The 21337-nt window shown below is 73.6% G+C and carries 18 protein-coding genes; 13 read left to right on the forward strand and 5 right to left on the reverse strand.

Annotated features, from left to right (window positions below):
- Window positions 1-300: 300 nt before the first annotated feature.
- Together ABTY15_RS22170 and ABTY15_RS22175 are read left to right on the forward strand one after the other, a co-directional pair.
- Window positions 301-879 carry a TetR/AcrR family transcriptional regulator gene (locus tag ABTY15_RS22170; protein ID WP_350596504.1) on the forward strand — a complete coding sequence of 193 codons (579 nt, stop codon included), beginning with the start codon at window positions 301-303 and terminating at the stop codon, window positions 877-879.
- 153 nt (window positions 880-1032) lie between these two features.
- Window positions 1033-1716 (forward strand): hypothetical protein, encoded by a 684-nt coding sequence (locus ABTY15_RS22175; RefSeq protein WP_350596507.1) that lies wholly within the window; start codon window positions 1033-1035, stop codon window positions 1714-1716.
- Window positions 1717-1722: 6 nt separating this feature from the next.
- Here the strand turns inward: ABTY15_RS22175 and ABTY15_RS22180 are convergent, their stop codons facing one another.
- From ABTY15_RS22180 to ABTY15_RS22190, 3 genes are all read right to left on the reverse strand, one after another.
- Window positions 1723-2985: a threonine/serine exporter family protein gene (locus tag ABTY15_RS22180; RefSeq protein ID WP_350596512.1), complete on the reverse strand. Its 1263-nt coding sequence runs from the start codon at window positions 2983-2985 to the stop codon at window positions 1723-1725.
- A gap of 60 nt (window positions 2986-3045) precedes the next feature.
- Entirely contained in the window at window positions 3046-3534 is a 489-nt protein-coding gene (locus tag ABTY15_RS22185; protein ID WP_350596515.1) for a hypothetical protein, read from the reverse strand.
- Window positions 3535-3768: 234 nt separating this feature from the next.
- A complete protein-coding gene (locus tag ABTY15_RS22190) occupies window positions 3769-4527 on the reverse strand; it encodes a DeoR/GlpR family DNA-binding transcription regulator (RefSeq protein WP_350596518.1) in 759 nt (252 codons plus the stop codon).
- 305 nt (window positions 4528-4832) lie between these two features.
- Between ABTY15_RS22190 and ABTY15_RS22195 the strand changes: the two genes are divergently transcribed.
- On the forward strand, window positions 4833-6257 hold the full coding sequence (locus ABTY15_RS22195; RefSeq protein WP_350596521.1) for an aminopeptidase P family protein: 1425 nt from the start codon (window positions 4833-4835) through the stop codon (window positions 6255-6257).
- A 65-nt stretch (window positions 6258-6322) separates the two neighbouring features.
- Here ABTY15_RS22195 and car read toward each other — a convergent pair whose 3' ends face one another.
- Both car and ABTY15_RS22205 read right to left on the reverse strand, forming a co-directional pair.
- Window positions 6323-9814, reverse strand: coding sequence for a carboxylic acid reductase (gene car, locus ABTY15_RS22200; RefSeq protein ID WP_350596526.1), 3492 nt, complete (start codon window positions 9812-9814; stop codon window positions 6323-6325).
- A gap of 114 nt (window positions 9815-9928) precedes the next feature.
- On the reverse strand, window positions 9929-11326 hold the full coding sequence (locus ABTY15_RS22205) for an MFS transporter (protein ID WP_350596529.1): 1398 nt from the start codon (window positions 11324-11326) through the stop codon (window positions 9929-9931).
- 291 nt (window positions 11327-11617) lie between these two features.
- On the opposite strand from ABTY15_RS22205, the gene ABTY15_RS22210 reads away from it, so the two are divergent.
- The 10 genes from ABTY15_RS22210 to ABTY15_RS22255 are packed head-to-tail and all read left to right on the forward strand — an operon-like array spanning window position 11618 to window position 21337.
- Window positions 11618-13291, forward strand: coding sequence for a 2-isopropylmalate synthase (locus ABTY15_RS22210; protein ID WP_502893562.1), 1674 nt, complete (start codon window positions 11618-11620; stop codon window positions 13289-13291).
- 53 nt (window positions 13292-13344) lie between these two features.
- Window positions 13345-13791: a MaoC family dehydratase gene (locus ABTY15_RS22215; RefSeq protein ID WP_350596663.1), complete on the forward strand. Its 447-nt coding sequence runs from the start codon at window positions 13345-13347 to the stop codon at window positions 13789-13791.
- A complete protein-coding gene (locus ABTY15_RS22220) occupies window positions 13788-14741 on the forward strand; it encodes an isopenicillin N synthase family dioxygenase (RefSeq protein ID WP_350596539.1) in 954 nt (317 codons plus the stop codon). Before ABTY15_RS22215 ends, ABTY15_RS22220 begins: the two co-directional genes overlap by 4 nt.
- On the forward strand, window positions 14738-15586 hold the full coding sequence (locus ABTY15_RS22225; RefSeq protein ID WP_350596541.1) for an HpcH/HpaI aldolase/citrate lyase family protein: 849 nt from the start codon (window positions 14738-14740) through the stop codon (window positions 15584-15586). The genes ABTY15_RS22220 and ABTY15_RS22225 overlap by 4 nt, the downstream gene beginning before the upstream one ends.
- Before the next feature lie 47 nt (window positions 15587-15633).
- A complete protein-coding gene (locus ABTY15_RS22230) occupies window positions 15634-16554 on the forward strand; it encodes a hypothetical protein (protein ID WP_350596545.1) in 921 nt (306 codons plus the stop codon).
- Window positions 16551-17495: an alpha/beta hydrolase gene (locus tag ABTY15_RS22235; RefSeq protein ID WP_350596550.1), complete on the forward strand. Its 945-nt coding sequence runs from the start codon at window positions 16551-16553 to the stop codon at window positions 17493-17495. Before ABTY15_RS22230 ends, ABTY15_RS22235 begins: the two co-directional genes overlap by 4 nt.
- Window positions 17492-18733 (forward strand): aminotransferase class I/II-fold pyridoxal phosphate-dependent enzyme, encoded by a 1242-nt coding sequence (locus ABTY15_RS22240; protein WP_350596553.1) that lies wholly within the window; start codon window positions 17492-17494, stop codon window positions 18731-18733. The genes ABTY15_RS22235 and ABTY15_RS22240 overlap by 4 nt, the downstream gene beginning before the upstream one ends.
- A gap of 26 nt (window positions 18734-18759) precedes the next feature.
- The gene (locus ABTY15_RS22245) at window positions 18760-19653 is read left to right on the forward strand and encodes an ornithine cyclodeaminase family protein (RefSeq protein ID WP_350596557.1); all 894 of its coding nucleotides are present in this window, start codon (window positions 18760-18762) and stop codon (window positions 19651-19653) included.
- Window positions 19654-19713: 60 nt separating this feature from the next.
- Complete coding sequence (locus ABTY15_RS22250; RefSeq protein WP_350596560.1) at window positions 19714-19899, forward strand: hypothetical protein; 186 nt, start codon at window positions 19714-19716, stop codon at window positions 19897-19899.
- The gene (locus tag ABTY15_RS22255; protein WP_350596564.1) at window positions 19892-21337 is read left to right on the forward strand and encodes an amidase; all 1446 of its coding nucleotides are present in this window, start codon (window positions 19892-19894) and stop codon (window positions 21335-21337) included. Before ABTY15_RS22250 ends, ABTY15_RS22255 begins: the two co-directional genes overlap by 8 nt.

Consider the following 21337-nt stretch of genomic DNA (forward strand, 5'->3'; position numbering starts at 1 on the left):
CGGCCTGGCGGTCGGTCGCTTCCCGATCTCCCCCACGTCACCTGGTGGACGCCGCGCGGCAACTCCCGACGCAGGGACCGGCGATTACGATCCGGCACAACCCGACCCGAACTCACGACACGCCACTAACTTTGACTGCGCATCATAGTTAAACTGTAGTGCACCAACGAATGACGGGAGGGTCTGGGGGGCCCTCTCTGATTCACACTGAACAGATCGGAGTAACTCGTGAGCCCGACAGAAGTGGCCGCAGGTCAGGCTGCGGTCCCCCTGGGTCGGCGGGAACGCAACAAGCTCAGGGTGAAGGAACGCCTGTACGACGCCGCCATCACCCTCTTCTCCGAACAGGGCTACGACGAGACCTCCATCGACGAGATCGCCGAACGCGCCGACGTCGCGCGCGGAACCTTCTTCAACTACTTCCAGCGCAAGGAGGACCTCCTCGGGGCCTGGGGCGAACAGCGCCGCGACTCCCTGCTGGCCACCCTCGCCGCCGACAACGACGACGCGGACTCCGCCGTCGGCCAGCTCCGCAACTGCATGACCACCCTCGGCCGGATGAACGAGAGCCACCAGCAGGAGACCAACGCCCTGCTGATGGCCTGGGTCCGCGCCGGCCGGCCGCTGCTGGAGGACCCCTACCTCGCCGAACTGTTCGCCCAGATCGCCGCCGACGGCATCCAGCACGGCGAGTTCCGCGCCCGCTTCACCGCCAAACAGATCGGCAACGCGCTGCGCGACCTCTACCTCGGCGCGCTCTACCGCTGGTGCGGCCAGTCGGCCGGAGCCGGCGACCAGCTCACCGACGAACTCCTCACCACCCTCGACCTGATCCTGGAAGGCATCCTGATCAGCCCCTCCCCCGCCACCTCCTCCTGACCCGCCGCCCCTCGCCGGGCCCGGGGCGCGCCTTGTGGATCTTGTCGGACCGGCCGGCCCGGCAAGATCCACAAGACACGCCCTGGTTCGTTCGCGTCCGGTGTGGTGGGATGTGCCGTCGTGAGGTGAAGGCCGCTGACGGGGGTGTGTGTGGTGAGGAGTGGACGGCTGCTCGGGCTGGACGCGGACGCGGTGGATCTCGCCGCGGTGGGTCTGGTCCGGCTGGCGGTGGACGGATGCCCGGCCGGGACGGACGGAACGGACGGGAAACCCGGGACGGTCGGGGGCCCGGCGTGGCTGTGGCGGATGCGGGCGGCCGCGTTCGCCGACACCTGGTTGGCGCTGGGCGAACTGTCGGCCCCGGGCCTGCGGGTGCCGGCGACGGCGGTCGTACGCTCGATCGCCTTCCGGGCGGCGGAGCTGGTGCTCCAGGCCCGCCGGGGCGACGGCCCGGCCGCCCTGGAGTGGCTGGGCCGCCGCTCCGCACAGGCCCGCGAGCAGGCCGCCGGGGCCGGCGTGACGCATCCGGCCGAACCCGCCGCGTTCGTCCTGGTCTGGCACGGCATCCAGGCGATCGGCGACGAGGAGTGGGAACCCCACGAGGAGCACATCGCCACCCGCTGCGAGGCCTACGTCCGCCAGCGCCACCACCGCCAGGACACCCTCGCCCTGATGCTGGCCTGCGCCCGCATCGCCGCCACCGCCCTCGTGGAACTGAGCGACGGCGACCCCTCCCGGGCCGGCCGCCACCTGGAGGAGTACGCCGAGCGCTACATGCCCCGCTCCGGCCCCGTCCCCCCCTGGGTCCCCGGCCGCCCCACCCAACCCGCCGGCTGACCGGCGCTACGCCCGGCGGGGGCGGAGCCTGGGGCGGGGGATGCGGCTGATGACCGAGCCGATCAGGGTGCCGACCGAGACGCCGAAGACGGCGGAGACGGCGGTCAGGACGGCGTGGGCGCCGTTGCCGACCTCGATCTGGGCGGCGTTGAGCAGGCCGAAGGAGCCGGGCACCACGATCCAGAACGCGGGCAGGTAGACCACCTGCCACAGCGGCCCGCCGGGCAGCCAGTGGGCGAGGGTGGCGGCCACCGCGGCGGTGACCGCGCCGGCCAGGCCGCCCACCGCGGCGCCGCCGGCGGCGCTCACCGGCACCTGCACGGCGGCGGTGACCGCGACCACGGCGACGATCCACGGGATCGCCCGGGGCGGCGTGTGGACGTTGACCACGATGCCGGCCACGGCCAGGGCCAGCCCCAGGCAGGTCGCCCACCAACCGGCGGTGGCGGTCTGGACGTTGGCCAGCGCGGACGCCGGCGCGTGGACGGCGCTGGCGGCCGCCGCGACCCCGGTGAGGAACAGCGCGAGCTGCACCGACCCGGACACCAGACGGGCCGTCCCGGCGCTCGCCGCACCCGCCGCGATCTCGGACAGCCCGGTGACCAGCAGGGCGCCCGGCAGCAGGATCGCCAGGGTCGCCACGATCGTGCGCAGCGGGCCGTCCAGCAGGCCGCCCTGGGCGGCAAGCAGGACCAGGAGGGCGACCAGGAAGCCGGCGGTGACCGGCAGCAGCGGGCGCAGCAGGGGCAGGCGGCGGGTGAGGGTGGTGAGCGCGGCCACGATCAGCGAGCCGACGGCGGAGGCGGCGATGTTGGCGGGCACCGGTTGCAGGTAGAGGCAGATGCCGACGCCGACGGGGACCACGCCGAGGTCGGCGACCCAGGCGGGCCAGTGGGCGGGGGCGCGGCGGATCCGGTCGAGCTCGGCCAGGGCTCCATGGCCGTCGAGGTGGCCGTCGAGGCGGCCGGTGCGCAGGCGGTGGACGAGGTGGAGGACGTCGGCGGTCTGTTCGAAGCGCAGGCCGGGGCCGACGGGCTGGAAGACGGTGGCCTCCTCGTCGTCGAGGGCGACGAACAGGCCGGTGGTGAGGGCGGCGACGCGGGCCTCGGGTGCGCCCAGGGCCCGGCCCAGGGCGCGTAGCTCCTCCTCCACGTCGTGGACGGGCAGGCCGCCGGCCAGCAGGGCGGCGCCCAGGTCCAGGAGCAGTCGGCGGCGGGGGTCGGCGGGTGGGCCGGGGCGGTGCGGGGGCGAAGCGGTGGTGCTGGGCATGGCGGGTATCGTCCCATGCGCCCGGATCGTCCGGTGTGCCCCGGGTCGGGGCGTGCGGGCTCAGGGTGTGGTGACGATGCGCCAGGCGACGCGTTTGCGGGCGGCGCTGCCGCAGGCGAGGTGGAGGGCGTCCTCGATGAGTTTGACCTGTTCGCGGACGGTCTTGGCCCAGGCCTGTTCGCGCAGGTAGGCGTCGATGGTCTCGGCGTCGTCGGGGCGGCGGGGGGTGCCGAGCAGGGCGGTGCGCAGGGCCTTGAGGCCGGCCTGGAGGGCGAGCACCTCGGCGTCCAGGTGGAGGCGGAGCATGCAGGCCAGTTCCAGCGGGTTGCGGTGGAAGACCTGTTCGTGGCGCCAGCGGGCCGGGGCGAGGTCGAACAGCCAGTCCTTGGCGGACTGTTCGAACTCCGCGCAGCCGGGGCGGCGGACGGCCCCGGGCCAGCGGGCGGGCGCGGCCCGCGGCGTCCTGGGCGGGCTTGCCGGTCGCGCCGGTCGCGCCGGTCGCGCCGGTCGCGGCGGGGGGATCGCGTCGGAGGTGCTGCTGAGGGTCAATGGTCACCCCTGGTGGTTCGCTGGGTCGCCCTGGTGGGAGCGCCCTCGGCGGCCGTCGGCGTCGCTGCGGCGGCATCGGTGCGGCGGCGTCGTGCGGCGGGCGCGGCGGGTCGGCGGCCCGGGCCGCGTGCGGTGGCGTTGGACCCCCGGCAGGGCCCGCGGGCACCCCGGGGGTGCGACGAGTTTCGGCCGACGGCGCGGCGGGTGTCAAGGGTCGCGGGGGGCGGGGGTGGGTCAGGCGCGGTGGACGCGGACGCCGGCGGTTTCGATGGCGTCGGCCTGGGCGGGGGTGAGGGCGTCGTCGGTGACCAGGTCGTGGATCTCGGACAGCGGGCAGATGGAGGCGAAGGTGATCCGGCCGATCTTGGTGCTGTCGGCAAGGACGACGGCGCGGGTGGCGCTGCGCAGGAAGGCGCGGTCGGTCTGGGCCTCCATCTCGTCGTGGGTGGTGCAGCCCTCCTGGACGGTGAGGCCGTCGACGCCGGTGAAGGCGAGGTCGACGTGGTACTGGGCGAGCATGTGCTCGGCGGCCGGGCCGACGAGTTCGTAGCTGGCCGAGCGGGCCAGTCCGCCGATCACGACGAGGCGGACCTCCGGGCGCACGATGAGTTCGGCCGCGATGTTGACGGCGTTGGTGACGACGGTGAGGTTGCTGCGTTCGGCCAGGACGCGGGTGAGTTCGGTGACGGTGGTGCCGCCGGTGAGGCCGACGACCGCGCCGTCGGGGACGAGGCGGGCGGCGGCGCGGGCGATCCGGCGCTTCTCGTCCTGGTGTTTCTCGCTGCGGTGGCGCAGCGGCAGTTCGAGGTTGACCGCGCCGGTGACGGCGCCGCCGCGGGTGCGGTGCAACAGGCCCTGGTCGTGGAGGTGTTGCAGGTCGCGGCGCACGGTCGCGCCCGAGACGCCGAGGAGTTCGGACAGCGCGTGCACGTCCGCGCTGCCGGCCTCGGCGACATGGGTCAGGATCCGGGTGGCGCGATCAGCTTTGAGCATGCCGGGAGTGTAGCCGTGTGGGCCGGTCAGGGCTGGGGTGATGGCGGTTCAGGGGGGTGTGGGGCGGGGGTCGGGGGGTGGCGGGGCTGCGCGGAGCTGCCCGTTCCTGTCGTGTTCCAATCAACTGTGGACAGGAGCCCCGAGGGGCACCCCGAATGCCCGCCCGCAGTACTGCTGCCCCGGACGGTCGTTTGATAGAACGAACGCCTGAGGCGGTGTTCTTCCCCTTTTCGCGGGGTTGTGTTCGGTATACCGTACGAAGCCGTACGAACCCTGACGGCCGGATCATCCTGGGGAGATCAAAGATGAGCGAGCGCACGAAGCGGAAGAACGGGCTGCTGCAAGGGGTGAGCGAGGAGCTCGCCGCGCACATGCGCCAGGGGTGGGGCGACACCGAGCTGCACGGCCTGGAGCCGATCGCGCAGGCCGCGCACACCGCGCGCCGCCGGGCCGAGCTGTCGGCCCGCTTCCCCGGCGAGCTGCTGGTGGTGCCCTCGGGCAATCCGAAGGTGCGCTCCAACGACACCGACTACCCGTTCCGGCCGTCCTCGGACTACGTGTACCTGACGGGCGACCAGACCGAGGACGCGGCGCTGGTGCTGGAGCCGGCCGAGGACGGCGGCCACCGCGCCGTCGCCTACGTGCTGCCGCGCTCGAACCGGGACAACGGCGAGTTCTGGCTGGACCTGCACGGCGAGCTGTGGGACGGGCGGCGCTACAGCCTGGAGGAGAACGCGCAGGTCCTCGGCCTGGAGTGCCGGGACGTGCGCACCCTGGCCGCTCGTCTGGGCACGGAGGGGGGCCCGGTGCGGGTGCTGCGCGGCCACGACGAGGGCCTGGAGGAGGCGCTGGCGGGGCGCACCGACGCCGGGCGGGACGAGGAGCTGCGGGTCTTCCTGTCCGGGATGCGGCTGGTCAAGGACGAGTTCGAGATCGCCGACCTGCGCTTCGCCTGCGAGGCGACCGCCCGCGGCTTCGAGGACGTCGTGCGGGTGATGGGCCCGGACGCCGAGACCTCGGAGCGCGTCATCGAGGGCACCTTCTTCCTGCGGGCCCGTACCGAGGGCAACGACATCGGCTACAAGAGCGTGTGCGCGGCCGGCTCGCACGCCACCACCCTGCACTGGGTGCGCAACGACGGCCACGCCCGCCCGGGCGAACTGCTGCTGCTGGACGCCGGGGTGGAGACCACCAACCTCTACACCTCGGACGTGACCCGCACCGTGCCGGTCAGCGGCCGCTTCACGCCCATCCAGCGCAAGGTCTACGACGCGGTGTTCGCCGCGCAGGAGGCGGGCATCGCCGCCGTCAAGCCGGGTGCCGCCTTCCGCGACTTCCACGTCGCGGCGCAGCGCACCCTGGCCGAGCACCTGGTCGCGTGGGGGCTGCTGGGCGAGCGGTCGGTGGAGGAGGTGTTCGAGCAGGGGCTGCACCGGCGGTGGACCCTGGCGGGCACCGGGCACATGATCGGCCTGGACGTGCACGACTGCGCGGTGGCCCGCACCGAGGACTACGTGGACGGTGTGCTGGAGCCGGGCATGGTGCTGACCGTCGAGCCGGGGATGTACTTCCAGGCGGACGACCTGAGCGTGCCGGAGGAGTACCGGGGCATCGGGGTGCGGATCGAGGACGACGTCCTGGTGACGGTGGACGGCAACGAGAACCTGTCGGCCGACCTGCCGCGCGCGGCCGAGGACGTCGAGGCGTGGATGGCGCGGCTGCGGGGCTGACCGCGGCACGCCGCAGGGGCCGGGCGCACCGTCGGGTGCGGCCGGCCCCTGCGTGCGTTGCGGTGTCACAGCAGGCCGTGCAGGTGGAGGTCGGCGACGTACTTGGTGAGGTAGGCGGGGGTGAGGGAGGGCAGCGGGGTGGTGAGGGCGGCGGTGAAGCGGGTGGCGCGGGTCCAGCTGCCGGGGCGGGGTTCGCCGGGGCGGGCGTAGGCGGGCATGAGGGGCAGCAGGGTGTGGCGGCGCTGGTTCTCGGGCAGGCCGCGCAGGGCGGCGGTGCAGCGGGCGTGCCACTCGCCGTGGTCGAGGCGGGTGATCGGGTGGCCGGCCTCGATCAGCCAGTCGACGACCTCGTCGAGCGAGATGCCGTCGTCGTTGGCGTTGACGGTGTGGTAGGTGGCGTGGCCGTCCTGGGGGTTGGCGGTGAGGTCGGTGATGGCCCGGGCGGTGACGTCGACGGGCAGGCCGCTGTAGTGGGCGCGTCGGCGCCGGCCGTCGGCGTCGAGGCGGTAGAAGGAGTGCGGGGCGAGGCCGGTGGCCAGCACGGTCAGCAGCAGGCGGGTGAAGCGGTCGGGCAGGTTGAGCCGGCCGGGCAGCCGGCGGTGGGCGAGGATCATGTCGGGGCGGAAGACGGTGACGGGCAGGCCGGTGCGCTCGTGGGCGCGGCGCAGCAGGATCTCGGCGGCCCATTTGCTGGTGGCGTAGCCGCCGGCGTCGGAGGCCTCGTCGAGGGGGCGGGTGGGGCAGGCGGCGGCGAGGTCGGTGTCCTCGGCGAGGAGGGTGCCGTCGGGGTGCATGGCGGCGGCGATGGTGGAGACGAAGGCGAAGCGTTTGCGGGGGCCGGTGAGGGCGAGGGCGAGGAGTTCGGTGGTGGCGGTGACGTTGGGCGCGAACAGCCGGCGGTAGGGCAGGACGTGGTTGACCAGGGCGGCGACGTGGACGATCTGGTCGACGCCGTCGGCGAGTTGCTGCCAGGTGTGGTCGGTCAGGCCCAGGCGGGGGGCGGCGAGGTCGGCGGCGTGGACGTCGAGGTGGCGGGCGGCCAGGTCGTCGAGGTCGGTGTCGTCGCCGGCGGCGTCGCGCAGGGCGGTGAGGGCGCGCTCGCGGGCGGCGTGGTCGTCGTCGGCGCGGACCAGCAGGGTGAGGCGGCCGCCGGTGGCGGCGAGGCGCTGGAGCCGGTCGAGGGCGAGGAAGCGGCCGAGGTAGCCGGTGGGGCCGGTGAGCAGGACGTGCCGGGCGGGCGCCTCGGGTACGGGGGCGGGGGTGAGCAGGGCGGGGTCGAGGAAGCGCTCCAGGGTGAGGTCCTCGGCGCGGGCGTGGCGGGCGTCGGGGCCGTGGACGGTGGCGAAGGTGGCCCGGGAGGGGGCGCTCGACTCCGGGGCGGGGCGCAGCTGTTCGGCGATGCGGCGCAGGGTGGCGGTGGGGCCCAGCAGGCGCTGGACCGGGACTTCGGTGTCGAAGAGCTGTTCCAGGACGGTGGCGAAGGTGTGGGCGGACAGCGAGTCGCCGCCGAGGTCGGTGAAGACGGCGTCGGGGCCGATGCGGGAGGCGGGGTGGCCGAGGGTGATCTGGACGGCGGTGCGCACCGCCTGGAGGGGGTCGGCGGCCGGGCCGCGGGCCTTCAGGGCGGCGAGCTGGCCGGTGCGGCCGGCGGCGATGTCGGCGTAGCGGCGTTCCAGGCGGGGGCCGTAGTGCTCCTTGAGGGCGGGGCGCAGGAGTTTGCCGACGCCGGAGAGCAGGCCGCCGGCGATGGTGAAGGGCCGGCGTTCGATCAGCACGTCGTACGGGATCTCGTAGGCGTGCAGGCCCGCGCCGTGGGCGAGTTCGCGCATCGAGTCGAGGACGGCGGCGCGCGCGGTGTCGTCGTCGGCGTCGGCGAGGTGGGGGGCGGGGTGGACGACGGCGAGCAGGAAGGACTGTTCGCTGTTGCCGTAGACGTAGATCTGGGCGATGTCGGCGCTGGTGCCGTACAGGGCCTCCAGGGCGGAGACGGCGACGAACTCGCCCTGGGAGAGCTTGACGACGTTGTTGATCCGGTCGACGTAGACCAGGCGGTCGGGGGCGGTCTCGGCGAAGACGTCGCCGGTGCGGTAGTAGCCGTCCTCGTCGAAGGTGCGGGCGGTGACCTCGGGCTGACGGTAGTAGCCGGGGATCAGGCTGTCGGACTTGAGGCGCAGTTCGCCGCGCGGGTGGGGCTTGTCGGTGGTGAAGTAGCCGAGTTCGGGGACGTCGACGAGTTTGTAGTCGGTGATCAGGGGGCGGCGGACCTGCTGGTCGACGATGACGGCGCGGGTGGTCTCGGTGGAGCCGTAGCAGTCGGTGATGGTGGTGCCGAGGACCTGGGCCATGAAGGTGTGCATCGCCGCGGACAGCGGGGCGCTGCCGCACACGGCGGCGGCGACGCGGCCGCCGAGCATGTCGTCGCGCACCCGGGCGAGGGCGGTGTGTTCGGCGTCGGGCTGCGGGGTGCCGGTGCGGGTGAGGCGGTCGGCCTCCAGGCGGTGGCGCTGCTGGACCATGTCGCAGATCCGCGGGACCAGGGAGAGCACGGTGGGGCGGGCGAGGCGGATGTCGTCGAAGAGGGTGGAGAGGTCGGCGCGGGCGGTGTAGTGGCCGATGCCGCCGGAGGCGAGCGCGGAGACCAGCCAGGAGCGGCCGTTGACGTGGCTCATCGGCATGTAGTGCAGGACGATCGTGGGCAGCGGGCGGCCGGCGGCGGTGTTGCCGGCGCAGCTGTTGTGCCACATGCGGGTGATCATGGCGGCGGTGTAGATGGCGCCCTTGGGGGTGCCGGTGGAGCCGGAGGTGTAGACCAGGGCGGCGAGGCGGTCGGGGTCGCCGTCGTGGGGCGGTGCGGGGGGCAGGTTCTCGCCGTGGCGCAGGTCGTGGGCGAGGGTGACGACGGTGGCGCGGCCCTGGAGTTTGTCGGCGGCGGCGCGCAGGGCGTCCTGGTGGTCGTCGACGCGTTCGTCGCAGTCGAAGACGACGAGGCGTTCGATGCTCTGGTGGGCGAGGACGGTGTCGACGGCGGCGTCGAGGGAGACGAGGTCGGCGGCGAGCAGGCGCGGGGCGGTCTCGGTGACGACGGGGGCCAGGCGCTCGGCGGGTGAGCCGGTCGCCAGGGGGACGGAGACCGCGCCGAGGTAGAGGCAGGCCAGGTCGATGACGGCGTAGTCGACGCTGGTGAAGCCGAGGGTCGCGACGAAGTCGCCCGGGTTCAGGCCGGTTTCGGCGCGGTCGGCCCAGGCGGTGGCGAGGGCGGTGACCCGCTGCCAGAGCCGGCCGTAGGTCAGGTAGGTGAAGGACGGTCCGAGGTGGAGGGTGGTGCGGCCGGTGGCGGGGTCGCGGACCGGGGTTTCGGTGCGGCGGGCCAGTGCCGGGCGGTTGGCGTAGCCGTGCATGGCGGCGGCGATGGTGCCCGCCAGGCCGCCGTCGGCGGTGCGGATGGCGTCGGCGACGGCGGGTGAGGGGGCGGAGTGGGTGAAGTCGGGGTCGTGGGTGTGCAGGTGGGCGAGGCGCTGGGCGAGGTCGTCGCCGCTGGGCAGCTCGGGCGCGGGCATCGGGAAGCTCCGTACGGTGTCGGGTGGGCCGGGCGGCGGCGGGCCGGGCCGGGTGGTCGGGTGGCGGGTGGGCCGGTCGGCGGCGGGCCGGTCGGTCGGCCGAGGGGTGGGACGTCAGGCGGTGGCGGGTGCGGGGAGGCGGCGGGCGCCGGTGGCGACGGCGAGGGCCAGCAGCAGGTAGAGGGCGACGGCCGCCAGCGCGGGCGCGAGGATGCCGTCGGTGCTGGGCAGGCCGCCGAGCAGGGCGACGCCGATGGTGGTGCCCGAGGAGCGGCCCGCCGACATCAACCCGCTGGCCAGGGCGGAGCGGTGGGCCGGGGCGGTGGCCATCACCAGGGTGATCTGGGGGACGGTGGCCAGGCCGAAGCCCAGGCCGATGAAGACCAGCCCGACCCCGGTGCCGACCGGGGCGCGGCTGCCGACCAGGGCCAGCAGCACGCCGCCGGCCAGGGTGAACGCGACCGCGATGCCGAGCACCCGGGGCGCACCCAGGCGGGCGTGGACGCGGCCGGCGACCAGCGGCATCAGGGTGATCGGCAGGGCGCAGGGCAGGAAGCACAGCCCGGTGGTGACGGGGTCGTAGCCGCGGGACTGCTGGAGGTAGACGCTGAGCGAGAACACCAGGCCGTAGTAGCCGGCGAACAGCAGCAGGCCGGCCGCGACGAAGTTGCGAAAGCCCGGGGCGCGGAACAGGTCGGCGGGGATCATCGGGTGGGCGCAGGTGCGCTGGCGCAGCACGAACGCGGCCGCGGCGAGCACCGCGACGGCGGCGGCGCAGGCCGGCAGCGGGTGGGTGAAGCCCAGTTCGCGTCCTTCGGTCAGGGCGAGGGCGATCCCGCCGAGGACGGCGACGGCCAGCAGCTGGCCGGGCAGGTCCTGCGGCTGGTGGCGGGCCTGCGGCTGGGCGGGCGGCATGTGACGGGACGACAGCCACAGCACGGCCAGCACCACGGGCACGTTGACCAGGAAGATGCTGCGCCAGCCGACCGCGGACACCAGTGCCCCGCCCAGCACCGGGCCGAAGGCGACCGGGCTGCCGCCGACCATCGCCCATACCGAGACGGCCTTGGCCCGGTCGTCGGGGTCGCGGTAGGTGTCGGTGAGCATCACCAGGGTGGCGGGGGTGAGCAGGACGCCGCCCAGGCCCTGGAGGGCGCGCCCGGCCACCAGCGCCGGCCCGTCGGGGGCCAGTCCGCACAGCACGGAGGTGACGCCGAAGACGGCCACGCCCAGCCGGAACATCCGCACCGCACCGTAGCGGGCGACCAGCGCCGCCCCGGCCAGCACCAGGCTGGCCATCACCACCGCGTAGGCGTCGACGACCAGTTGCATGGTGGACAGGCCGCTGTGCAGGCTCGCGCGGATCGCGGGGATGGCGACGTTCACGATGCTGACGTCGATGACGATCATCGCGGTCGCCAGGCTCGCCGCCGTCAGGACGCGCCGGGGTCTGAGGAGGGTCTCGTCCGCGGTGGTCGGGTCGTCGTGGTCGACGCTGGTCGCTTTGGCCATGCGGCTGCCGTTCCGGTGAGGCGGTCAAGGGCGGGGCGCGGTGGGGCGGTTCGGGCGGTCGGGCGGTGCGGCGTCAGGCGGTGCGGCGCAGTGCCGCGGTGAATTCCGCCGGGCGGTGCCGCGAAATCCTAGCCACGGGAAAAGCGGTGCCGTCAACCACGGCCCCGCCATAACCGCCGGAATACCCGGATACGTCCGATTCCAGGGTCCGGTGTAGAAGATCCTCTGCTTCCCCGGCGCGGTCGGCGCTCCGTAGTGTCGGGGCCGCCGAGAACAGCGAGAGGAGGCAGCATGGGAGCACACGGAACGGGTTCACCACTGCCTTTCCCGGAGCGGAACCGGGGAATTCCGCAGCGCCCTTCGTCGATGCCGTTCCAGCGCTATGCGCGGAACGAGCCGATGCCCACCGCAGGTTGGCTGCGGCGCTGGCCCGACCGGGCCCTGGACCGGGCCCCGGTGTGGGCGTCGGTCGACCTGCGGGACGGAAACCAGGCACTGGCCGATCCGATGGACCCGCCGAGGAAACGGCGGATGTTCGAGCAGCTGGTCGCCGCCGGTTTCAAGGACATCGAAATCGGATATCCGGCGGCCAGCACCGACGATTTCGATTTCGTCCGGTCCCTGGTGCGTTCCGGGGAAATTCCGGACGACGTGACGGTGTCGGTTTTCACGCCGGCCCGGCCGGAACTCATCGAGCGGACCTTCGAGGCCGTTCGCGGGGCCGAGCGCGCCACCGTCCACCTGTGCCACGCGACGGCCTGCCTGTGGCGGGAGGTCGTGTTCGGCATGACCCGCGAGCAGGTGCGGCAGATGGCCCTGGACGGCGCGCGGCAGCTGGTCCGCCTCGCCGAGCGGGCCAAGGGCACCGACGTGCGGTTCGAGTACTCGCCGGAGACGTTCAACCTGACCGAGCCGGAGTTCGCGCTGGAGATCGCGAACCTGGTGGCCGAGACCGTGGAGGCCTGCCCCGAGCGGCCGCTGGTGCTCAACCTGCCCACCACGGTGGAGACCCACTCCCCCAACGTGTTCGCCGACCAGGTGGAGTGGATGCACCGCAACCTGGAGCGGCGCGAGGCGATCGTGCTGTCGGTGCACCCGCACAACGACCGCGGCACCGCGGTGGCCTCCGCAGAGCTGGCGCTGATGGCCGGCGCCGACCGCGTCGAGGGCACCCTGTTCGGCAACGGGGAGCGCACCGGCAACGTCTGCCTGGTGACGCTCGCGCTCAACCTGTTCAGTCAGGGCGTCGACCCGCAGCTGGAGTTCGGCGACATCGACGCCGTGCGCGCGGTGGTCGAGGAGTGCAACCGGCTGCCGGTGCACCCGCGCCACCCCTACGCCGGGGACCTGGTGTACACCGCGTTCTCCGGCACCCACCAGGACGCCATCGCCAAGGGCCTGGCGGCGCTGGCCGCCCGGGCCGGCGAACAGGGCGTGCCGGTCGGGACGTTGGGCTGGCAGGTGCCGTACCTGCCGATCGACCCGAAGGACGTCGGGCGCACCTACGAGGCGATCATCCGGGTGAACAGCCAGTCCGGCAAGGGCGGCATCGCCTACGTGCTGAAGGCCGGCTGGGGCATCGACCTGCCGGTGCCGCTGCGGCGGGACTTCGCCACCGTCGTCCAGGGCGCCGCCGACCGGCTGGGCCGGGAGCTGGAGCCCGCCGAGCTGCGGAGCCTGCTGGAGAAGACGTACCACCTGGACGCGGTCTCGACCGCGCCGCAGGGCGTCGACGCGCCGGAGGCGGTCGCCAAGCTGGCCGCCGCGCACGGCCTGGCGTTCGGCCCCGTGGAGACGCAGGCCACCACCGGCGACGGCACGGTGTGCTTCACCGCGCTGGAGCACGGCGGGCGGACCTGGTGGGGCATCGGGTTCGCGGACGGCGCCGCCGACGCGGCGCACCGCGCGGCCCGCTCGGCGCTGCGCCGGGCCGGCCTGGAGCAGCTGAAGGAGGGGGAACGGTGAAGGGCGGCTCCTACACCGAGGTGGCACCCGGGGTGTTCCGGGAGGACCACGGCATGTTCTACGAGGACTTCGTGCCCGGCGAGGTGGTCGAGCACCGGCCGGGGCGCACGATCACGATGAGCGACAACACGTGGAGCTCGCTGCTGTGCCTCAACCAGCACCCGCTGCACATCGACGCCGTCTACGCCGAGCAGACGCAGTTCGGGAAGATCCTGGTCTCCAGCCTGGTGACCTTCGGGATCGTCAACGGGATGACGGTGTCCACCATCAGCGCCAAGTGCGTCGCCAACCTGGGCTGGGACAAGGTGCGGATGACCGCGCCGGTCTTCGTCGGCGACACCCTGTACGCCCGCACCCGGGTGCTGAGCCGGCGGGAGTCGGCGAAGCGGCCCGGGGAGGGGATCGTGACCGTCCACACCACCGGTGAGAACCAGGACGGCGTGTCAGTGATCGAATTCGAGCGGACGGTCCTCGTCCCGCGGCAGGAGGCCAAGCGATGATCCCGGTCATCACCCTGGAAGCGGCTCTCGGGAGCGGCGAGGCCGAGCGCGCGGTCGCCGAGGAGATCTCCGAGGCGTGCCGCACCACCGGGTTCTTCGTGGTGCGCGGTCACGGCATCGCGCCCGCGGTGTTCGACGAGGCGTACGCGGCCTCGCTGGACTTCTTCGCGCTGCCGCTGGAGGAGAAGCGGGAGCTGGCGATGCGCACCAGCACCGCGCGCGGCGACAACGACTACAGCCCGTACGGGTACAGCGCGTTGCTGTCGGAGAACGCGTACGCCTACACGGGCCGGCCGGGGATGCCCTCGGACTACGTGGAGAAGTTCAGCGTCGGGCGCCTGGTCCTGCGGGACGAGGAGGAACTGCCGTTCCCGGACAGTGAGTCGGGGGCGGCGCTGCGCGGTTCGCTGAAGCGGTACTTCACGGCGTGCGAGCAGGTGGCCGGTCGGGTGGCGGAGCTGCTGGCGCTGGCGCTGGACCTGCCGCGGGACTTCTTCGCCACCCGCACCGACACCTCCAACGACTCGCTGCGCTCGCACCTGTACCCGGGGGTGGCGCCGGAGTTCCTGAACGACCAGGGGATGGGGCAGCACACCGACGGGACGCTGATCACCCTGCTGACCCAGGACGGTCCGGGCCTGCAGTTGCAGGACCGCTCGGGGCGGTGGCTGGACGTGCAGGCCGGCGGGCGGGACAGCTTCATCGTCAACATCGGTGACCTGATGGCGCGTTGGTCCAACGACGAGTACGTCTCCACGCCGCACCGGGTGCGCCTGGCGGAGCGGCGGCGGCAGTCGATCGTGTTCTTCAAGCTGGCCAACGACGACACCGTCATCGAGTGCTTCCCGAAGTTCACCGCCGAGCGGCCGGCGAAGTACGGGCCGATCCGCTACGAGGACTTCTCCCGGCAGAAGATGAACCTGCTGTTCGGGCGGGAGGACGCCAAGTGAGGTCGTACGCGAGCCTGTTGTACACCCCGGCGCTGCGGCTGGCGAAGATGGCCGAGCCGGGCCGGGTGCGCGCGGACATGCTGGTGGTGGACCTGGAGGACTCCGTCCACCCGGAGAAGAAGGCCGAGGCGCGGGCGCAGCTGGGGCAGGTGGACCTGACCGGGGCGGGCCTGCCGGCGCTGGGGCTGCGGGTGAACAGCATCACCACCCCGGCGGGCCTGGAGGACCTGCGCACGCTGCTGGAGCTGGACGCGGTGATCGGCGGGGTCCGCGTCGACGTGGTGTTCGTCCCCAAGATCTGCGGCGCCGGGGACGTGGCGGTCTACCGCCGGCTGCTGGAGCTGACGTCGAGGCCGCCGCGGATCTGCAGCTTCATCGAGACCGTGGACGCGGTGGAGAACGCCTTCGCGATCGCGCAGGTCAGTGACGGTCTGTGCTTCGGGCAGGCGGACCTGACGGCCGAGCTGTACGCGGAGGACCCGTTCTACCTGGACTACGCGCGTTCGCGGCTGTGTGCCGCGGCGGCCCGCCACCGGGTGCCGGCGATCGACACCAACTCCTTCGAGCTGCACGACCTGGAGCTCGTCGCGGCGCAGTGCCGGGCCTCGCGCGCGGCCGGGTTCACCGGGAAGGCGGCGATCCACCCCGGGCAGGTCGACACGATCGCCCGGACCTTCACGGTCGGTTCCGAGGAGCTGGCCGAGTACCGGCGGGTGGTCGCGGACTACGACGCCGAATCCGGGTTCCGGGTGGAGAAGGACCGGGTGCTGGCGCCGCCGTTCGTGCTGCGGGCCAAGCGCATGCTGGCCCTCCACGCGCCCGACGCCTCCCGGCCGTCCTCCTGACGATCCATCAACTCTCTTCCTGTACGTACGATTTCGGGAGCATCCCTGTGAAGACCCTGCCCGCGCACGCGCTCGTCGACGTCTCCGCCTACCCGACCGAGCTGGTCGACGGCCGGCTGCGCCCGGTCGGCGACGCCGTCGTCACCGAACTGGTCCATCTGGTGGCCGAGGGCGAGGGCGTCGCCGTCTGCCACGGTGCGGCCCAGGTGCTGGAGCGCCACGGCCTGGACGTCCACGACACCCAGGACGCCGAAGTGGCCCGTGACTACCTGGAGTCGCTGTTCCGCGCCTTCGGCGAGCGGATCGACGTCGCCCCGTTCAGTCCGGTCGTGATGGACTACGACCGCATCGCCGGCATGGACGTCGACGGCTACAACAAGAACACCGCCTTCACCCCGAACGGCGACCACACCGCCGAGCGCGAGTTCCTCACCACCAAGTGCGTGCACTTCGACTCGGCCACGCCGTTCGTCGGCAACATCTACGGCCCCAACACCAACATCGCCGGCGGCGTCCCGGTCATCTGCGACACCCGCGCCTACTGCCGCGACACCGGCACCGCGCCGGGCGAGCTGATCGAGCTGATGCCGCACAGCTACAACGTCGCGGTGCGCGAGGAGCACGCCGCCCCGATCCTGGCCGGCTACGCCAGCGCGCTGGAGGTGGACCTGTCCGCCGACCTGGCGATGGTGGTGCTGCTGAACGAGGTCGACGGCGGGCTCGCGCACGCCGGCTCCGAGCCGCGCCCGGTCGACGCCTCCCGGCCCTCGCGCCGCCCGATCCGGCACCTGGAGTACCAGTTCGCTGAGGGCGTGGAGCTGGCCAAGTGGTTCACCCACTACGGCCTGGAGACCCCCGCGCCGATCATGCACGCCCCGGACGAGGCCTCCCGCGAGCGCTACCACCGCGGCATCGCGCCCGTCGAGGCCGCCGCCGGGCAGCACGAGGACGGGGCCGCCGGGCGATGAGCTCCACCCCGACCGGCGTGCCGGTCATGTCCGCGGGCGACGCCGCCGAGCTCGCCGAGCTCCTGGCGTCGCTCGCGGCGCACGACTGGCCCGCCGACATCGACGAGGCCCGGCAGTTCTACGACGCGTGGGGCACGCCGATCGCCGACGACGTCGTCGTCGAGGCCCGCCCGGGCGGCTTCCTGCTCACCCCGCCCGAGGTCGACGGCGAGCGCACCGGGCTCTTCCTGCACGGCGGCGGCTACGTCTACGGGTCGCTGCGCAGCCACGGCGCGCTGGCCGCCGAGATCGCCCGCGCCGCCCGCTGCCGGATGTTCTTCGTGGACTACCGGCGCGCCCCCGAACACCCCTACCCCGCCGCGCTGGACGACGCCGTCGCCGCCTACCGGGCCCTGCTGGCCGGCGGCACCGCCGCCCGCGACGTCGTGTTCGCCGGCGACTCCGCCGGCGGCGGCCTGGTGCTCGCCACCCTGCTGCGGCTGCGCGACCAGGGCGTCGAGCTGCCCGCCGCGGCCGCCTGCATCTCGCCGTGGACCGACCTGACCGGCTCCGGCGAGACCCACCGCACCCTGGCCGACCAGGACCCGATGCTCAGCCAGGACGTGGTGGCGCTGGTCACCGCCGCCTACCTGGCCGACGCCGTGCAGCCCGCCGACCCGTACGTGTCCCCGCTGTTCGGGGACGTCACCGGCCTGCCGCCGGTGCTCGTCCAGGTCGGCAGCCGCGAGGTGCTGCTCAGCGACGCCCAGCGCTTCACCGCCGCCCTGGACGCGGCCGGCGGCACCGGCGAGCTGGAGGTGTGGCCCGGCATGGTCCACGTCTGGCACCTGCACCACGCCCGCCTGGGCAAGGCCCGTCAGGCCGTCGCCCGGCTCGGCGCCTGGCTGCGCGAACACCGTGGTGAACAGCACCGCGGTGAACAACGAGGAGAAGCGCGATGAGCGAGTCCATCACCGGCAACGGTGACATCACCGGCCCGCACCGGTGGCGCAACAACCAGAAGATGGTCCCGGCCAGCGAGGCCGCCTGGGGCCTGGCCCGCGAACACGGGATGCTCGGCCTGGTCGTCGAGGCCGTCGACGGGCAGAACCGGCTGCGCGAGGTGCGCACCGGGCACGAGTTCGCGAACCTGTCGTCCTGCTCCTACCTCGGCCTCAACAGCCACCCCGTGGTCGTCGAGGCCGGGCGCGCCGCGCTGGCCCAGGAGCGCGTCACCGGGCTGTCCATGGGCGAGTTCCGCATCCGGCTGGGCATCGTGGAACGCCTGGAGGAGGAACTGTCCGCGCACTTCGGCGCGCACGTGCTGCCGTCGGTGTCCTGCGGGGTGCTCAGCGCCGCGATCCTGCCGCTGCTGGCCTCGGGCCACCTGACCGACAGCGAGCCGCTGGTCGTCGTGTTCGACCGCTTCGCGCACTTCTCGATGAACTTCCTCAAGCCCGTCCTCGCCGACGAGACGCTGGTGCTCACCTGCCCGCACAACGACATGGAGTACCTGGAGGACGTCTGCAAGAAGTACCCGCGGGTCGCCTACGTCGGCGAGGGCGTCTACTCGACCGGCGGCCAGGCCGACCTGGAGGGCATCCGGGCCCTCCAGGAGCGCTACGGCATGTTCGTCTACCTCGACGACTCGCACGCGCTGTCCGCCGTCGGCGAGGGCGGCCGCGGCTACGCCCGCACCGTCTTCGACGACCTGGGCGAGCGCACCCTGCTCGTCGCCTCCATCGCCAAGGCCTTCGGCTCCACCGGCGGCCTGGCCATGACCGGGCAGCGCCGCCTGTTCGACCTGCTCTACCGCTCCGGCCCGCTCGCCTGGTCCCAGGGCCTGCGCACCGCCGCCATCGGCACCACCCTGGGCTCCCTGGAAGTCCACCGCAGCCCCGAACTCGGCGAACGCCAGCGCCAACTCGCCCACAACATCGCCCTGTTCGACGAACGCCTGGACGGCCACGACCTGCGCGGCACCGGCTCGCACATCAAGTTCGTCGTCACCGGCGACAACGACCGCGCGGTCAGGCTGTCCAACGAGCTCTACCGGCGCGGCTACTACTGCTCCGCCATGTTCTTCCCCATCGTCGCCCAGAACCAGGCCGGCGTGCGGATGATGCTGCGCGGCGACATGCCCACCGACCTCACTGAACGCTTCGCCGCCGACCTGCTCGACGCCCTGGCCGAGCTGTGAACCCCTCGCAGCCGCGCCCCCCGTACATGGACCACGCGCCCGGCGCGGTGACGGCCGTCGCCGCGCTGCTGCACGAGAGCCTGCGCAGCGGCGCCCTGCGGCGGATGAGCGTGCCGCTGCGCCAGACCGTCGAGGACGGGCACGGCACCCGCGGCCTGGCCATGCCCGCGCTCTCCCCCGACCTCGGGCTCTACGTCGTCAAGACCGCCACCATCACCGACGGGAACGGGCCGACCGTCACCTCCGTCGTCCCGGTGTTCTCCACCGCCACCGGCGAACTGCTGGAGGTCCTGGACGGCGCGGCCGTCACCAACCTCAAGTGCGCCGCCGTCACCGCCCTGGTCACCGACCACTGCGCGGCCCCCGCCGCCGCCGAGCTGGCGATCGTCGGCTCCGGGGTGCAGGCCTGGCAGCAGTACCTCGGGGTGACGGCGGTGCGCGGCATCACCCGGGTGCGGGTGCACTCCCGCACCCCGGCCGGCGCCGCCGCGCTGTGCGCACGGATCCGGGCCACCGGGGCGGTGGAGGCGGTGGCCTGCGCCTCCGTCGAGGAGGCCACCGAGGGCGCGGACGTCGTCTCCACCGCGACCACCTCGGTGCTGCCGCTGCCGCTGGCCGCCGACCTGCCCGCCCACGTGCACGTCAACTGCATGGGCGCGCACACCACCGCCTCCCGCGAGGTCCCGCACGAGCTGCTGGCCGCCGCCACCGTCGTCGTCGAGGACGTGCCGACCGCCGTCGCCGAGGCCGGCGGGATCCACCGCGACGCGCTCGACCTGCACGCCCTGCTCGACCGGGCGGACCGCGACCCGGACGCGCTGTGGCGGGGCCCGACCGTCTTCAGCTCCACCGGGCACGCCTCGCTCGACCTCGTCACCTGCGCCCACCTCGTCGGGCGCACCCACCGCACGACCCGCTGAACGCGCTGCTGCGTTGCTGCACGTACCGAGCTCGTGCACGTACCGAAGGGAAGACCGCCCGTGCCACACGCCGGCACCACCGAGGAGGCGGCCCAGGCCGCGGACCGGGAGTTCACCTCCCTCCTCGCCCGCCTGGACATCGCGATGCCGCCGGACCTCGCCCCCGGCGTCCTGGCCGGCCACCGCTCGCTGCGGGCCATGGCGCAGCTGCTGCGCGACCTGGACCTGGAGAGCGCCGATGTCTGACGTCTCCGCCGCCGCCGACCTGTCGGAGCTGTCCGTCGCCCGGGCCGGGGCGCTGCTGCGCACCGGGGAGCTCACCTCGGTGGAGCTGACCGAGCACGCGCTGGCGCGCATCGACGCGCACGACGCGGCGCTGCACTCCTTCGTGCTGGTCGCCCGCGAGCAGGCCCTGGAGCGGGCCCGCCGGGCCGACCGGGAACTGCGCGCGGGCCGGGACCGCGGCCCGCTGCACGGCATCCCGTACGCGCTGAAGGACATCTTCGACGCCGAGGGCCTGCCCACCACCAACCAGTCGTTCCTGACGCTGGAGCGCGTCGCGAAGCGCGACAGCGCGGTGGAGGAGCGGCTGCGCGCCGGCGGCGGCGTGCTGCTGGGCAAGCTCGCCACCTACGAGTTCGCGATGGGCGGGCCCAGCCACGACCTGCCGTTCCCGCCCGCCCGCAACCCGTGGCAGCTCGACCACATCCCCAGCGGCTCCTCCTCCGGTGCCGGGGTGGCGGTGGCCGCCGGGTTCCTGCGGGTCGCCTTCGGCTCCGACACCGCCGGCTCGATGCGCGGCCCGGCCTTCCACTGCGGCACCGTCGGCCTCAAGCCCACCCACGGCCTGGTCTCCGGGTACGGCGCGACCCCGCTGTCGCCCACCATGGACCACTTCGGGCCGATCGGCTGGACCGTCGCCGACACCGCCGCCGCCCTCCAGGCCGTCGCCGGGCCCGACCCGCGCGACCCGCGCACCCGCGACGCGCCCACCGCCCCCGACTACCTGGCCGGGCTGGACGGGGACGTGCGCGGCCTGCGGGTGGCGTACTCCAGCGCCTGGTACGCCGACGACCCGGACACCCTGCCGGAGATCGTCCGCGGCATCGAGCGGGCCCTGGAGCACCTGGAGCAGCGGGGCGCCGTCGTCGAGGAGGTGCGACTGCCGGCGTACGAGCTGTTCAACGCCTGCGGACGGATCGTCATGGCCGCCGAGGGCTTCGCCGTGCACGAGCGCAGCCTGCGCGAGGCGCCGCGCTCCTTCGGCCGCATCACCTACCAGAAGTTCATGCCCGGGGCCGGGATCGCCGCCGCCGAGCTGCTGCGGGCGATGGAGGTCCGCGGCCGGCTCGTCGAGGCGCTCGACCGGCGGGTCTTCGCCGACCACGACGTGCTGGTCACCGCCTGCGGCCAGACCACCGCCGCCCGCTTCGACGACTTCCCGCTCGACTGGCCGCCGCCGCGCCTGGCCAACGACATGCAGACCATCCCCTTCGCGCTCACCGGCCACCCCGCGATGTCCCTGCCGCTGGGCCCGGCCGGCAACGGCCTGCCGATCGGGGTGCAGCTGGTCGGCCCGCGCTTCGGCGAGGCCGCCCTGCTGCGCGCCGGGGCCGCCCTGGAAGCCGCGTTCGGCCACCGCGACCTGCGCCCCTCCGCCTTCGTCCGCCCTCAGGAGCAATGA

It is taken from the genome of Kitasatospora sp. NPDC097643 (assembly GCF_040302625.1).
Lineage (GTDB): Bacteria > Actinomycetota > Actinomycetes > Streptomycetales > Streptomycetaceae > Kitasatospora.

What these genes read in the sequence shown, in the direction of transcription:
- ABTY15_RS22180 (WP_350596512.1), bottom strand. Translation starts at nt 2,985, where the DNA reads ATGCCCAGCACCACCGCTTCGCCCCCGCACCGCCCCGGCCCACCCGCC.
- ABTY15_RS22190 (WP_350596518.1), bottom strand. Translation starts at nt 4,527, where the DNA reads ATGCTCAAAGCTGATCGCGCCACCCGGATCCTGACCCATGTCGCCGAG.
- ABTY15_RS22195 (WP_350596521.1), top strand. Translation starts at nt 4,833, where the DNA reads ATGAGCGAGCGCACGAAGCGGAAGAACGGGCTGCTGCAAGGGGTGAGC.
- car (WP_350596526.1), bottom strand. Translation starts at nt 9,814, where the DNA reads ATGCCCGCGCCCGAGCTGCCCAGCGGCGACGACCTCGCCCAGCGCCTC.
- ABTY15_RS22205 (WP_350596529.1), bottom strand. Translation starts at nt 11,326, where the DNA reads ATGGCCAAAGCGACCAGCGTCGACCACGACGACCCGACCACCGCGGAC.
- ABTY15_RS22210 (WP_502893562.1), top strand. Translation starts at nt 11,618, where the DNA reads ATGGGAGCACACGGAACGGGTTCACCACTGCCTTTCCCGGAGCGGAAC.
- ABTY15_RS22215 (WP_350596663.1), top strand. Translation starts at nt 13,345, where the DNA reads ATGTTCTACGAGGACTTCGTGCCCGGCGAGGTGGTCGAGCACCGGCCG.
- ABTY15_RS22220 (WP_350596539.1), top strand. Translation starts at nt 13,788, where the DNA reads ATGATCCCGGTCATCACCCTGGAAGCGGCTCTCGGGAGCGGCGAGGCC.
- ABTY15_RS22235 (WP_350596550.1), top strand. Translation starts at nt 16,551, where the DNA reads ATGAGCTCCACCCCGACCGGCGTGCCGGTCATGTCCGCGGGCGACGCC.
- ABTY15_RS22240 (WP_350596553.1), top strand. Translation starts at nt 17,492, where the DNA reads ATGAGCGAGTCCATCACCGGCAACGGTGACATCACCGGCCCGCACCGG.
- ABTY15_RS22245 (WP_350596557.1), top strand. Translation starts at nt 18,760, where the DNA reads ATGGACCACGCGCCCGGCGCGGTGACGGCCGTCGCCGCGCTGCTGCAC.
- ABTY15_RS22255 (WP_350596564.1), top strand. Translation starts at nt 19,892, where the DNA reads ATGTCTGACGTCTCCGCCGCCGCCGACCTGTCGGAGCTGTCCGTCGCC.